12 protein-coding genes are annotated in these 12,602 nt (G+C 67.8%); 10 read left to right on the top strand and 2 right to left on the bottom strand.

Translation table 11 applies throughout. The annotated features are described in order from the left end of the window. Positions 1-48: 48 nt before the first annotated feature. The 4 genes from J2W36_RS08395 to mrdA all read left to right on the top strand — a co-directional run bounded on the left by J2W36_RS08395 (position 49) and on the right by mrdA (position 4,769). Complete coding sequence (locus tag J2W36_RS08395) at positions 49-1,092, top strand: rod shape-determining protein (RefSeq protein WP_307689258.1); 1,044 nt, start codon at positions 49-51, stop codon at positions 1,090-1,092. A 148-nt stretch (positions 1,093-1,240) separates the two neighbouring features. Beyond that, positions 1,241-2,245 (top strand): rod shape-determining protein MreC, encoded by a 1,005-nt coding sequence (mreC, locus tag J2W36_RS08390; RefSeq protein ID WP_307689257.1) that lies wholly within the window; start codon positions 1,241-1,243, stop codon positions 2,243-2,245. Beyond that, positions 2,242-2,763 (top strand): rod shape-determining protein MreD, encoded by a 522-nt coding sequence (mreD, locus tag J2W36_RS08385; protein WP_307689256.1) that lies wholly within the window; start codon positions 2,242-2,244, stop codon positions 2,761-2,763. The genes mreC and mreD overlap by 4 nt, the downstream gene beginning before the upstream one ends. Before the next feature lie 38 nt (positions 2,764-2,801). Then, a complete protein-coding gene (gene mrdA / locus J2W36_RS08380) occupies positions 2,802-4,769 on the top strand; it encodes a penicillin-binding protein 2 (protein ID WP_307689255.1) in 1,968 nt (655 codons plus the stop codon). Positions 4,770-4,897: 128 nt separating this feature from the next. On the opposite strand, the gene J2W36_RS08375 is transcribed toward mrdA, so the two are convergent. Both J2W36_RS08375 and J2W36_RS08370 read right to left on the bottom strand, forming a co-directional pair. After that, positions 4,898-5,656, bottom strand: a complete 759-nt coding sequence (locus J2W36_RS08375; RefSeq protein WP_307689254.1) for a sulfite exporter TauE/SafE family protein — start codon at positions 5,654-5,656, stop codon at positions 4,898-4,900. 311 nt (positions 5,657-5,967) lie between these two features. After that, positions 5,968-6,828 carry an IclR family transcriptional regulator gene (locus J2W36_RS08370; protein WP_307689253.1) on the bottom strand — a complete coding sequence of 287 codons (861 nt, stop codon included), beginning with the start codon at positions 6,826-6,828 and terminating at the stop codon, positions 5,968-5,970. Positions 6,829-7,013: 185 nt separating this feature from the next. Between J2W36_RS08370 and J2W36_RS08365 the strand changes: the two genes are divergently transcribed. The 6 genes from J2W36_RS08365 to J2W36_RS08340 are packed head-to-tail and all read left to right on the top strand — an operon-like array spanning position 7,014 to position 12,580. Beyond that, positions 7,014-8,093 (top strand): ABC transporter ATP-binding protein, encoded by a 1,080-nt coding sequence (locus J2W36_RS08365; protein WP_307689252.1) that lies wholly within the window; start codon positions 7,014-7,016, stop codon positions 8,091-8,093. Then, a complete protein-coding gene (locus J2W36_RS08360; RefSeq protein WP_307689251.1) occupies positions 8,090-8,950 on the top strand; it encodes an ABC transporter permease in 861 nt (286 codons plus the stop codon). Before J2W36_RS08365 ends, J2W36_RS08360 begins: the two co-directional genes overlap by 4 nt. A 3-nt stretch (positions 8,951-8,953) precedes the next feature. Further along, complete coding sequence (locus J2W36_RS08355) at positions 8,954-9,751, top strand: ABC transporter permease (RefSeq protein ID WP_307689250.1); 798 nt, start codon at positions 8,954-8,956, stop codon at positions 9,749-9,751. Next, positions 9,748-10,050, top strand: coding sequence for a (2Fe-2S)-binding protein (locus J2W36_RS08350; protein ID WP_307689249.1), 303 nt, complete (start codon positions 9,748-9,750; stop codon positions 10,048-10,050). Before J2W36_RS08355 ends, J2W36_RS08350 begins: the two co-directional genes overlap by 4 nt. Beyond that, positions 10,047-11,441: an FAD/NAD(P)-dependent oxidoreductase gene (locus tag J2W36_RS08345; protein ID WP_307689248.1), complete on the top strand. Its 1,395-nt coding sequence runs from the start codon at positions 10,047-10,049 to the stop codon at positions 11,439-11,441. Before J2W36_RS08350 ends, J2W36_RS08345 begins: the two co-directional genes overlap by 4 nt. Then, on the top strand, positions 11,438-12,580 hold the full coding sequence (locus J2W36_RS08340) for an NAD(P)/FAD-dependent oxidoreductase (RefSeq protein WP_307689246.1): 1,143 nt from the start codon (positions 11,438-11,440) through the stop codon (positions 12,578-12,580). The genes J2W36_RS08345 and J2W36_RS08340 overlap by 4 nt, the downstream gene beginning before the upstream one ends. Positions 12,581-12,602: the final 22 nt, after the last annotated feature.

The raw sequence follows: 12,602 nt of genomic DNA, 5'->3' as shown, positions 1-12,602 counted from the left end.
GGGCGACGACCTGCCGACGCGCAAGCCGTGCCCTCATAGGATTTCGCAATGTTCGGCACTTTTCGTCGGTACTTTTCGACCGACCTCGCGATCGACCTCGGCACCGCCAACACCCTGATCTTCGCGCGCGGCAAGGGCATCGTCCTGGACGAGCCTTCCGTCGTGGCCATCCGCCACGAAGGCGGTCCGCACGGCAAGAAGGTGATCCAGGCCGTGGGCCGTGAAGCCAAGGCGATGCTGGGCAAGGTCCCAGGCAACATCGAGGCCATCCGCCCGATGAAGGACGGCGTGATTGCCGACTTCGTGATCACCGAGCAGATGATCAAGCAGTTCATCAAGATGGTGCATCCGCGTTCGATGCTCGCGCCCAGCCCGCGCATCATCATCTGCGTGCCCTGCGGCTCGACCCAGGTCGAGCGCCGCGCCATCAAGGACGCGGCCGAGGCGGCCGGCGCCACCTCGGTCTACCTCATCGAAGAACCCATGGCTGCGGCCATCGGTGCCGGCCTGCCGGTGTCCGAGGCTTCCGGCTCGATGGTCGTCGACATCGGCGGCGGTACCACCGAAGTGGGCGTGATCTCGCTGGGTGGCATGGTCTACAAGGGTAGCGTCCGCGTGGGCGGCGACCGCTTCGACGAAGCCATCATCAACTACATCCGCCGCAACTACGGCATGCTGATCGGCGAGCCGACAGCCGAAGTCATCAAGAAGACCATCGGCTCGGCCTTCCCCGGCTCCGAGGTCAAGGAGATGGAAGTCAAGGGCCGCAACCTCAGCGAAGGCGTGCCGCGCAGCTTCACCATCAGCAGCAACGAAGTGCTGGAAGCGCTGACCGATCCGCTCAACAACATCGTCTCGGCCGTGAAGAACGCGCTCGAACAGACGCCGCCCGAACTGGGCGCCGACATCGCCGACCGCGGGATGATGCTGACCGGTGGCGGCGCATTGCTGCGTGATCTGGACCGGCTGCTGGCCGAAGAAACCGGCCTGCCGGTGCTGGTGGCCGAAGACCCGCTGACCTGCGTGGTGCGCGGCTGCGGCATCGCGCTGGAACGCATGGACCGCCTGGGCAGCATCTTCACGTCGGAGTAAGGCTCGCCCCCAGGCTGCGGCGCACTGCGTGTCGCCTCCGCCAACCCCCTACCGGGGGGCGGCGCCTGCGGCCCGGCAAAGCCGGTTCCGCGGCACCCCGCGAGAATGCAGGTTTCCCCGTGTGTTTCTTCTGGCGTAAAACCGCACCATGCCTCTCGGCACTCTTGATCGAACCGCCCCGCCCCTGTTCAACCAGGGGCCGTCGGCGCTCAGCAAGCTGATCTTCTTCAGTGCGCTGGCGCTGTTCCTGATGGTGGCCGACGCGCGCTTTCACATCGTGCAGCCGATGCGCCAGGCCATTGGCACGCTGCTCTATCCTGCGCAGTGGCTGGCGCTCAAGCCGGTGCAGATGTTCGTTGGTGGTGGCCGTTATTTCGACGACCTGCAGACCGCGCAGCGCAACGAGTCCGACGCCCGCAAGGCGCTGGCGCTGCAGTCAGAGCGCGCGAGCCAGGCCGACGCGCTCGCGCGTGACAACGCCCGGTTGCGCGCCATGCTCGACTTGCGCCAGCTCACCACCACGCCGGGCCGCGCGGCCGAGGTACTCTACGACGCGGCCGATCCGTACACGCGCAAGATCGTCATTGACCAGGGCCTGTCCAGCGGTATCGTCGCCGGCTCGCCGGTGATCGACGAGCACGGTGTGCTGGGTCAGGTCACGCTGGTACAGCCTTTGGCGAGCGAGGTCACGCTGGTCATCGACCGCGACCAGGCGATTCCCGTACAAAACACCCGGACCGGCGCGCGCAGCGTGGCCTTCGGCGACGCGAGCGCGCATGGCAACGGGCTGGAGCTGCGCTTCATGGCGGCCAATTCCGATCTGCAGGAGGGTGACCTGCTCGCCACCAGCGGTGTGGACGGCGTGTATCCGGCCGGGTTGCCGGTGGCGAAGATCGCCCGCATCGAGCGTCGCGCGGACTCGGGTTTTGCGCGCATCTACTGCGTGCCGTTGGCGCAGGTGACCGCCGCGCGCTATGTGCTCGTGCTGCAACCGGTGGGCGACCAGACAGCGGTGCGTGCCGCACAGGCTGCAACCGCAGCGGCATCGGCTGCCTCTGCCTCCGCGGCGTTGAAGAAGAAATCCGAGGGCAAGACGGACGCCAAGACGGACAAGGTGACCCGGCCCGAGCCCAAGGAAAGGGCCGCACCATGATCATGCGTCCCGGCCAGCAACAGTTGCTGCTGCCCGTCAGCCCGGTGTTCATCTGGGCGAGCCTGATCGTCGCGCTGCTGCTCGACATGCTGCCGCTCGGCCGCGGGGCCTGGACGCCCGACCTGCTCGCGCTGGTGATCGTGTTCTGGAGCGTGCACCAGCCCAGCCGCATCGGCATCGGCGTGGCCTTCGTGTTCGGGCTGTGCATGGACGTGCACCAGTCGGCGCTACTCGGTCAGCATGCGCTGTCGTACACCACATTGGGTTTCTGCGCGATCACGCTGCACCGGCGGCTGCTCTGGTACCCGGTGCTGCTGCAGGCGCTGCAGCTCATTCCGCTGTTCGCGTTGTCACACCTGATCGAGTTGGCCATCCGCATGATCGGCGGGGGGGTGTTCCCGGGCTGGTCACTGCTGATCTCGCCGCTGCTCGAGGCGGTGTTCTGGCCGCTGGCCAGCCTGCTGCTGCTGGCGCCGCAGCGCCGCACGCCGGACCCCGACGCCAACCGGCCCCTGTAAGCTGAACGAAACCGCGTCTTCGCGACTCGAAGCTTTCCATGACTGAAATCCGCAACGTTGCCGCTGAGATCGCGCGCTTCAAGCGTCGCGTGTTCATCATCGGGTTGGTGGTGCTCACGGCCTTCGGTCTGTTGTGCGCGCGGCTGTTCTACCTCCAGGTCGTGCGCCACGAAGACTTGGCCGAACAGGCCGAGAGCAACCGCACTGCCATCGTGCCGGTGGTGCCCAACCGGGGGCTCATCCTCGACCGCAACGGGATCGTGCTGGCTTCGAACTACTCGGCCTACACGCTGGAGATCACACCCTCCAAGGCCGGTGACGTCGAAGAGGCGATCGACAACCTGTCGAAGGTGGTGGACATCACGCCGCGCGACCGGCGCCGCTTCAAGCGGCTGCGGGAAGACTCGCGCAGCTTCGACTCGGTGCCCATCCGCACCCGCTTGAGCGACGAGGAAGTGGCTCGTTTCGCCGCGCAGCGCTATCGCTTTCCCGGCGTTGAAATCAAGGCACGCCTGTTTCGCAACTACCCCAACGGCGAGACGGCGAGTCACGTGCTGGGCTACATCGGCCGCATCAACCAGCGCGAGAAGACCGCGATGGAGGACTGGAGCGACGAGGACCTCGCCAACTACAAGGGCACGGACTACATCGGCAAGCTGGGCGTCGAACAGAGCTACGAGAAGACGCTGCACGGGCTGACCGGCGTCGAGCAGATGGAGACCTCCGCCGGCGGCCGTGCGGTGCGTCGCCTGGCCAGCCATCCGGCGACGCCGGGCAACACCGTGATGCTGGCGCTCGACATCAAGCTGCAGAAGCTGGTGGAGGACATGTTCGGCAACCGTCGCGGTGCGCTGGTGGCGATGGACCCGCGCACCGGGGAGATCCTCGCCTTCGTCAGCAAGCCGACCTTCGACCCGAACCTGTTCGTCGAAGGCATCGACACGGACAGCTGGAAGGAACTGAGCGAGTCGCTCGACAAGCCACTGCTCAACCGCGCGCTGCGGGGCAGCTATCCGCCCGGATCGACCTACAAGCCCTTCATGGCGCTGGCCGCGTTGCAGACGGGCAAGCGCGGGCCGAACGTGGTGGTCAACGACCCGGGCTACTTCAACTTCGGCGGGCATCGCTTCGGCAGCCCGGAAGGCAACATCGGTGGCGTCGACATGCGCCGGGCGATCCAGCTGTCGAGCAACATCTACTTCTACTCACTGGCCAACGAAATGGGCGTGGACCTGATCCACGACTTCATGAAGCCGCTGGGCTTCGGCCAGATCACCGGCATCGACCTGGGCGGCGAGTTGCGTGGTGTGCTGCCGAGTACGGCCTGGAAGCGCGCCGCCTACAAGCGGCCCGAGCAGCAGAAGTGGTATGCAGGCGAGACCATCTCGCTGGGCATCGGCCAGGGCTACAACAACTTCACCATGCTGCAGTTGGCGCAGGCCACGGCCATCGTGGCGGATGGCGGCATCCGCCACAAGCCGCATGTGGTGCTGGCCACCCGCGACACCGTCAGCGGCCAGGTCACGCCCGTGGTGCAGCCGCCGGCCGACGACCTGGGCTTTGCGCCAGCCAACGTGGCCGTCGTTCGCGACGGCCTGGTGAGCGTGGTCAGCGCCGGCACCGCACGCGGCGTGTTCGCAGGGGCGGCCTACCAGGCTGCGGGCAAGACGGGCACCGCGCAGGCGGTGACGCAGGCGCAGAACACCAAGTACAACGCGCGTGCGCTGGAAGAGCACCAGCGCGACCATGCGCTGTTCATGGGCTTCGCGCCCGCCAACGATCCGAAGATCGCGGTGGCCGTGATCGTCGAGAACGCAGGTTGGGGTGCGGGCGCCGCGGCGCCGTTGGCACGGCGCGTGTTCGACTACTGGCTTGCCAACCAGTATCCCAGCGAGGCCGACATGGCCGCGATCAAGCTGGGCAAGGCCACCGCACCCATCGGCACGCCCCGCGTCGCCAGCGACGTGGTGTGGCCCGTGCCTTCGCCGACGGCCCCCGCCCCCTGAGCGGCCTTGCCGGCCTTTGCGGGAAGCACCGCGGAACCGGCTCCGCCGGGCCGCTGGTGCTGCCCCCGGAAGGGGGTAGGCGGCTACGCGCAGCGAGCAAGCCTGGGGGCGAACCTATTCCAACGAACCTATTTCAAGAAGGCGTCGTAGGCGGTCTTCAGGATCAGGGCGCTGACGACGAAGATGAACACGCCGCGCACGAAGCCCGCACCATGACGCAGCGCCACGCGCGTGCCCAGGAGGCTGCCCGCCACGTTGGCCAGCGCCATCACCAGCGCGAAATGCCACCAGACGTGGCCTTTGGCCGCCAGCAGGATCAGCGCCGCGAAGTTGGTGGCGGTGTTGATGATCTTGGCCGATGCCGAAGCGTTCAGGAAGTCGTAACCCAGCCATCGCACGAACAGGAACACCAGGAAGCTGCCCGTGCCGGGGCCGAAGAAGCCGTCGTAGGCGCCGATCAGCAGGCCCACCGAGCCTGCCGCCAGAACCTCATGGCGTCCGACGAAACGGGGCACATGGTGTTTGCCCATGTCCTTGCGCACCAGCGTGTAGGCCAGCACGGCCAGCAGGATGAAGGGCAGCGCACGGCGCAGGAAGTCGCCCGGGAACACGGTCACGGCCCAGGCACCGGACATCGATCCGACAAAGCCCAGCGCTGCCGCTGGCAGCAGCGCATGCCAGCGAAGCTGCACACGGCGGCTGAACTGCGCGGCGGCAGCGGCGGTGCCCCAAACTGAGGCGGCCTTGTTGGTGCCCAGCAGCGTGGCGGGTGGCGCGCCGGGGAAAACGGCGAACAACGCCGGGACCAGAATCAATCCGCCGCCACCTACGATCGAATCGATAAAACCCGCCAAGAGCGAGGCGAGTGTCACAACCAGCATGTCCATGGCGGCGATTGTCGCATCCGGGATGCTATGAAATCAGGAGTGGTGCGTGAGTTCAGCGTTGCGCTGGTGGCGGATCGGGCGGGCAAAAAAAAGCGCCGACTCAGCGGCGCTTTATAAAAATTGCATCTCTTGGGATGCGTATCGATTCGTGATTATGGTGTTCGCGAATGTGTCTCCTCGGCCCTCGCGCTACGGCTGGGCCGCTTGCGAAGTGGCGTAACTGTATGTCACGCACCGCGGCAGTGCATCGGTGAAAACCCGCTGCCCACCGCCATCTCACGGCGTTGCCGATGTCGCGCTGCCATTCGTGCTCAATCCGACGATGCGGGTGCTTCGGGCGGGTGGATCTTCTGCGCGGCCGGCGACCCGGCCAGGCTCTGCGCGGGTCGGCGCAGCGTCGGGTCGAACGGGTTGATGCGCGGGCCGATGGCGGCCGCCTCGCGCTTGAGCAACTCGACCACCGTGGGCATGCGGTCGGCGTTGAGCCGGTCGGCGATGGTGCCCACGCTCAGCGCGGCCACGGCACGGCCTTCGCGGTCGCAGATCGGCACCGCCACGCCGGCCATGCCTTCGAGCAGGCCGGTGTTGCGGCCGGCGTAGCCCTGCTGGCGAACCTTCTCGATCTCGGTGCGCAGGTAGACCTCGTCGTACACGCCGTACTCGCGCACCCGCGACAGGTTGAAGCGGATGACCTCCTCGCGCTCGGCCTCCGGCAGGAAAGCGAGGATTGCCAGCGCGCCCTGGCCCACGCCCAGCGCAATGCGCCCGCCGATGTCGCCGGTGAAGGAGCGGATGGGGAAGGGGCCTTCGCTGCGGTCGAGGCAGACGGCGTCGAAGCTGCTGCGCACCAGCAGGAAGATGCTGTCGCCCAGGCTGGCGCTCAGTCGCAGCAGAGCGGGGCGGCACAGGGCACGCAGCCCGCCGCCGTCCCCGGCCTTCGCCGCCAGCGCGAAGAAGTCGATGCTCAGCCGGTAGAGCTTGCTGCGCTCGTCCTGTTCCACCACGCCCTCGGTCACCAGCGATTGCAGCAAACGGTGCGTGGTGGCCTGGGTCAGGCCCACATTTCGTGCGATCTGGGTCACGCGGCCGCCTTCGGCCTGCAGTTCGGACAGCGCGCGGATCACCAGAAAGACCCGGGGCACGCCCCCGGTGGCGGTGGAAGTCGTCGTCATGGTCGTGTGTGCGGAATCTCTGTGGCGCAGATTATCACAATCATTCCATCTATCGGAATAAAAAGAATATAACTTCCGTTTAATGGAATACCAGAATCGTTCTGGTTCGGTTATTGCAATAGATTGGTTCGAACGCCGCTGGGATTCAGACCCTGCAGCGGCCCCCGATCGATGAAAGGCCATCCATGTCATTTCTTCAACTCACCGGCGTGACCAAGTACTACGGCACGACCTGCGCCGTGTCGGCCATGAACCTGTCCGTGGAGAAGGGCGAGTTCGTCTCGCTGCTCGGTCCGTCGGGCTGCGGCAAGACCACCACGCTGCAGATGGTGGCCGGCTTCGAGGCGGTGAGCAGTGGGCGCATCGAACTCGACGGCCAGGACATCACCAACGCCAAGGCCAACACGCGCGGCCTGGGCATCGTGTTCCAGACTTACGCGCTGTTCCCGCACATGACGGTGGCCGACAACGTGAGCTTCGGCCTCGAGATGCGCAAGATGCCCAAGGCCGAGCGGCAGGAACGCGTCGCGCAGGCGCTGGCGCTGGTGCACCTCGAAATGCATGCGAAGAAGTACCCGCGCGAGCTCTCTGGTGGCCAGCGCCAGCGCGTCGCCCTGGCCCGCGCGCTGGTGATCGAGCCGCCGGTGCTGCTGCTCGACGAGCCGCTGTCGAACCTCGACGCCAAGCTGCGCGAGGAGATGCAGTTCGAGCTGCGCCAGATCCAGCGCAAGGTCGGCACCACCACCATCATGGTCACGCACGACCAGAGCGAGGCGATGTCCATCAGCGACCGCGTGGTCGTGATGGAAGGCGGCCGCGCCACGCAGATCGACCATCCGCACCGCGTGTACGAGCATCCGCGCACGCGCTTCATCTCAACCTTCGTCGGCAAGGCGAACCTGCTGGAAGGCCGGGTCGCCTCGGTCGGCAGCCGCACGCGCGTCGAGATCGGTCCGCTCGCCGTCGACGTGGACGACGCAGGCTTCCGCCCCGGCGCCGCCGTGCTGCTGAGCGTGCGGCCCGAGAAGGCGCAACTGGTCGCCGCCGGCAGCGGCCGGCTCCAGGGCGTGGTGGGCGAGCGCTTCTTCCTCGGCAGCCAGTGGCTCTATCGCGTGACGACGCCGGTGGGCGACATCATGGTGCTGACCCCCAACGACGGACGCGACGCGCTCGACGAAGGCCAGGCCGCCGGCATCGACTGGCCCGACCACTGCACGCGCCTGTTGCCGGCCGACGAATCGGTCGCCGAAGGGGTGCCTGCATGAGTGCGCTTGCCAGGAAGTCCACGCCCTGGTGGCTCTCGGCCCCGGCGCTGGTGCTGTTCACCGTGCTGCTGCTGGTGCCGCTGGGGCTCACCGCGGTGCTGTCGTTCAACGTCTACGACCCGACGCTGGGCGTGAAGAGCGGCGAGTTCACGCTCACGCACTACACGCACCTCTTCACCGACTCCTACTACTACGGCATCTTCTGGCGCACCTTCTGGATCTCGGCGCTGGTCGCGCTGATCTGCGTGCTCATCGGCACGCCCGAGGCCTACGTGCTCAGCCGCATGCGCAACCCGTGGCGCTCGATCCTGCTGCTGGTGGTGCTCGCGCCGCTGCTGGTGTCGGTGGTGGTGCGCGCCTTCGGCTGGAGCATGCTGCTCGGACCGGAAGGCCTGGTCAACGGGCTGCTGGGCCTCGTCGGCATCGGCCCGGTCAAGATCCTCTACACCGAGACGGCCATCGTCATCGCGCTGGTGCATGTGATGCTGCCCTTCATGGTGATCCCGGTGTGGACCTCGCTGCAGAAGCTCGACGCGGGCGTTGAGAACGCGGCGCTGTCGCTCGGCGCCACGCCCTTGACCACGCTGCGGCGCATCGTGCTGCCGCAGGTCATGCCTGGCATCCTGTCGGGCAGCCTGATCGTCTTCGGGCTGGCTGCCAGTTCTTTCGCCATCCCCGGCCTGCTCGGCGGACGTCGGCTGAAGATGGTCGCCACGGTGGTGTACGACGAGTACCTGCACGAGCTGAACTGGCCGCTCGGCGCTGCTATTGCGCTGGTGCTGCTCGCCGCGAACCTCGTGGTGATGCTCAGCTACAACCGCCTCGTCGAAGGCCGCTACAAGAAAGCGCTGGGCTGATCCATGTCGAAGAACGGCCCCCTCGCCCTCGCGTTCAACGCGCTCGTCATCGCCTTCATGCTGGCACCCCTGGTGGTCGTCTGCGTGGTCGCCTTCACGCCCGAGAACACGCTGACCTTGCCGACGACCGAGTTCTCACTGCGCTGGTTCCGCGCGGTCTTCGAGCATTCGGACTTCATGCAGTCCTTCTGGAACAGCCTGTGGCTGGCGCTTGCCTCCGCCACCATCGCGACGCTGCTCGCGGTACCGGCCGGCATGGCGATCACGCGCTACGCTTTTCCGGGGCGCGACTTCCTCAACGCGCTCTTCCTGTCGCCACTGATCATTCCGCACCTGGTGCTGGGCGTCGCGCTGCTGCGGATGTTCGCGCTGGTCGGCGGCACCGGCAGCTTCGGCTTCCTGATCTTTGCGCACGCGCTGATCGTCACGCCCTACACACTGCGCCTGGTGGTGGCCGCGCTGGTGGGCTTCGACCGCAGCGCCGAGCAGGCCGCGCTGTCGCTGGGCGCGAGCCAGGCGACGGTGTTCAGGCGCATCACGTTGCCGATGATCCTGCCGGGTGTGACGGGCGGCTGGCTGCTGGCCTTCATCAACAGCTTCGACGAGGTGACGATGTCGATCTTCGTGACCTCGCCGAGCACGGTGACCCTGCCGGTGCGCATGTACATGTACGCGACCGAGTCCATCGACCCGCTGATGGCGGCGGTGTCGGCGCTGATGGTCGCGGTCACGGCTGTCGCAATGATCGTGCTCGACCGGCTCTACGGCCTCGACCGCGTGCTGGTGGGCGGGCACAAATGAGCCTCGGCACCGCACAACCCTTGTTGCGCCGCGTCGCCGAAACGCAGCGCGCCGCTGTGTCGTTCACGCTCGACGGACGGCCGGTGCAGGCGCTGGAAGGCGACACGGTGCTGACCGCCGTGCTCACGCAGGGCGCGCAATTGCGCCGCAACGAATTCAGCGGCGAGCCGCGGGCAGGCTTCTGCATGATGGGCGCCTGCCAGGACTGCTGGATCGCCACCGCCGACGGCGCGCGGCTGCGGGCCTGCTCGACCTTCATTGCGCCGGGCATGGCGCTGCTCAGCGAGGTGCCGGCATGACCAGGCCCGCACTGCAGCCCGTCATCGTCGGCGCTGGCCCGGCCGGCATCCGTGCGGCGCAGACGCTGGCCGCGCACGGCGTGCGGCCGATCGTGATCGACGAGGCGGCGCGTGCCGGCGGCCAGATCTACCGTCGCCCGCCCGCCCATTTCAAGCGCACGCCGCGGACGCTCTACGGCACCGAGGCCGCACGCGCCACCGCCGTGCATGCGGCCATCGACGGTGTGCAGGACCGCATCGACCACCGGCCCGACAGCCTCGTGTGGAACGTGCAGGACCACCGGCTCGACGTGCTGCACGGTCCCACGCAGACCACGCGCACCGTGCCTTACGGCCAGCTCATCGTCGCCACCGGCGCGACCGACCGGGTGCTGCCCGTGCCGGGCTGGACGCTGCCCGGCGTGTACACGCTCGGCGGCGCGCAGGTGGCGCTCAAGTTCCAGGGTTGCGCCATCGGTTCTCGCGTGGTGTTCGCGGGCACCGGGCCGCTGCTCTATCTGGTGGCGTACCAGTATGCGAAAGCCGGCGTCGAGGTGGCGGCGGTGCTCGACACGGCGCGCTTCGGCGATCAGCTTGCGGCCGTGCCGGCGATGCTTCGGCAACCTGCGGTTTTCGCGAAGGGCGTGTACTACGTCGCTTGGCTGCGCGCGCACGGCGTGGCGATGCACAACGGCGTGCGGCTGGTCCGCATGCAGGGCGACCAGCGTGTGCGCTCGGTCGTCTGGGCCGAAGGCGGCCACGAACGTTCGCTCGACTGCGATGCCGTCGGCTTTGGTTACGCGCTGCGTTCCGAAACCCAATTGGCCGACCTGCTCGGCTGCCGCTTCACCTTCGCGCCGATGCACCGCGCGCACCTGCCCGAGCGCGATGCGGCAGGGCGCTCCAGCGTGCCGGGCGTTTACCTCGCGGGCGATGGCGCTGGCATCATGGGCGCCGATGCGGCCGAGTGGGCGGGCGAACTCGCGGCCCTCACGCTGCTGGCCGACCACGGCGTGACTGTCGATGCGCAGCGTGCCAATGGGTTGCAGCAGAAGCTCGAAAAGCTCATGGGCTTCCGCGCAGGGCTGGAACGCGCCTTTCCCTTTCCCGACGATTGGGCCGCGCAGGCGCCCGACGATCTCGTCGTGTGCCGCTGCGAAAACGTCACGGCCGGCGAGTTGCGTCGCGCCGTCGCCGACAGCGGGGCCGACGAAATGAACCGGCTCAAGGCACTGACGCGCGTCGGCATGGGCCGTTGCCAGGGCCGCATGTGCGGCGTGGCGGCGGCGGAGATCCTCGCGCAGGCCACCGGCCAGCCAGTGCAGCAGGTCGGCCGCTTCCGCGGGCAGGCGCCGATCAAGCCGATCCCGATCCATCTGGTGCACGCGGCCGATAAAGAGGTGGCCGCATGACGCAGCACATCGTGACCGATATCGCCATCGTCGGCGGCGGCATCGTCGGCAGCTCGGCCGCGCTGGCGCTGCGCCGCAAGGGGCTGCGCGTGGTGCTGCTGGAACGCGACCTGTGCGGTTCGCGATCGAGCGGCGTGAACTACGGCGGCGTGCGGCGCCAGGGCCGGCCGATCAGCCAGCTGCCGCTGGCGCAGCGCGCGCACGGCATCTGGGGGCGGCTGCCCGAACTGCTCGGCACCGACGGCGAATACATCCGATCAGGCCACTTCAAGATCGCCCGCAGCGAGGCCGACCTGGCCGCGCTGGAAGCCTATCGCGACAGCGCGCGCGACTTCGACCTGGGCATCGACATCCTCTCGGGTGCGCGGCTGCGGGCGCAGTGCCCGTGGCTCGGCGGCAAGGCGGTCGGTGGCTCGCTCTGCCTCGAAGACGGCCAGGCCAATCCGCGCCTGGTGTCGCCGGCCTTCGCGCTCGCGGCGCGTCGTGCGGGTGCGGACATCCACGAGCGCACGCGGGTCGACGAGATCGCGCACGACGGCCAGTTCTTCCATCTGCGTGCGGGCAATGCGCTGCAGGTGAAGTCGCAGGTGCTGCTCAATTGCGCGGGCGCCTGGGCCAACAGCATCGCCGCGCAGTTCGGCGATGCGGTGCCGATGCAGTCCGGCCATCCGGCCATGGCGGTGACCGAGCCGATGCCCTTCTTCATGCACTGGAGCCTGGGCGTGGAAGGCGGCAGCGTGTACTGCCGCCAGGTCGCGCGCGGCAACCTGGTGCTCGGCGGCGGGCCGGGTCGTGCGCTCGATGCCGACCGCGCGCGTTCCGATCGTGCGTCGATGGCCGCGCTCGCCACGCAGGCGATCGAACTGCTGCCCGTGCTGCGCCATGCCCATTTCATCCGCACCTGGAGCGGCACCGAGGGATACCTGCCAGATCGACAACCCGTGGTCGGCCCGAGCCGCACCACGACCGGGCTGTTCCACGGCTTCGGCTTCGCCGGCGCCGGCTTCCAGATCGGGCCCGCAGTCGGCGAGGTGCTGGCGGAGCTGGTGAGCGATGGCCAGAGCGCCACGCCCATCGACGCCTTCGCCATCGACCGCTTCGCCCACACATCCGTCGTCGAGCCTGCGCTCGCGCATTGAACCGTTCTCTCTCAGCATCCCC

It is taken from the genome of Variovorax ginsengisoli (assembly GCF_030811835.1).
GTDB classification, from domain to species: Bacteria; Pseudomonadota; Gammaproteobacteria; order Burkholderiales; family Burkholderiaceae_C; genus Variovorax; species Variovorax ginsengisoli_C.
The sequence above is the reverse complement of the archived record's forward strand: the minus strand, read 5'-3'. Positions and strand labels throughout refer to the sequence as shown.

What these genes read in the sequence shown, in the direction of transcription:
- mrdA (WP_307689255.1), top strand. Translation starts at nt 2,802, where the DNA reads ATGACTGAAATCCGCAACGTTGCCGCTGAGATCGCGCGCTTCAAGCGT.
- J2W36_RS08355 (WP_307689250.1), top strand. Translation starts at nt 8,954, where the DNA reads ATGTCGAAGAACGGCCCCCTCGCCCTCGCGTTCAACGCGCTCGTCATC.
- J2W36_RS08375 (WP_307689254.1), bottom strand. Translation starts at nt 5,656, where the DNA reads ATGGACATGCTGGTTGTGACACTCGCCTCGCTCTTGGCGGGTTTTATC.
- J2W36_RS08395 (WP_307689258.1), top strand. Translation starts at nt 49, where the DNA reads ATGTTCGGCACTTTTCGTCGGTACTTTTCGACCGACCTCGCGATCGAC.
- J2W36_RS08365 (WP_307689252.1), top strand. Translation starts at nt 7,014, where the DNA reads ATGTCATTTCTTCAACTCACCGGCGTGACCAAGTACTACGGCACGACC.
- J2W36_RS08345 (WP_307689248.1), top strand. Translation starts at nt 10,047, where the DNA reads ATGACCAGGCCCGCACTGCAGCCCGTCATCGTCGGCGCTGGCCCGGCC.
- J2W36_RS08370 (WP_307689253.1), bottom strand. Translation starts at nt 6,828, where the DNA reads ATGACGACGACTTCCACCGCCACCGGGGGCGTGCCCCGGGTCTTTCTG.
- J2W36_RS08350 (WP_307689249.1), top strand. Translation starts at nt 9,748, where the DNA reads ATGAGCCTCGGCACCGCACAACCCTTGTTGCGCCGCGTCGCCGAAACG.
- J2W36_RS08360 (WP_307689251.1), top strand. Translation starts at nt 8,090, where the DNA reads ATGAGTGCGCTTGCCAGGAAGTCCACGCCCTGGTGGCTCTCGGCCCCG.
- J2W36_RS08340 (WP_307689246.1), top strand. Translation starts at nt 11,438, where the DNA reads ATGACGCAGCACATCGTGACCGATATCGCCATCGTCGGCGGCGGCATC.
- mreC (WP_307689257.1), top strand. Translation starts at nt 1,241, where the DNA reads ATGCCTCTCGGCACTCTTGATCGAACCGCCCCGCCCCTGTTCAACCAG.
- mreD (WP_307689256.1), top strand. Translation starts at nt 2,242, where the DNA reads ATGATCATGCGTCCCGGCCAGCAACAGTTGCTGCTGCCCGTCAGCCCG.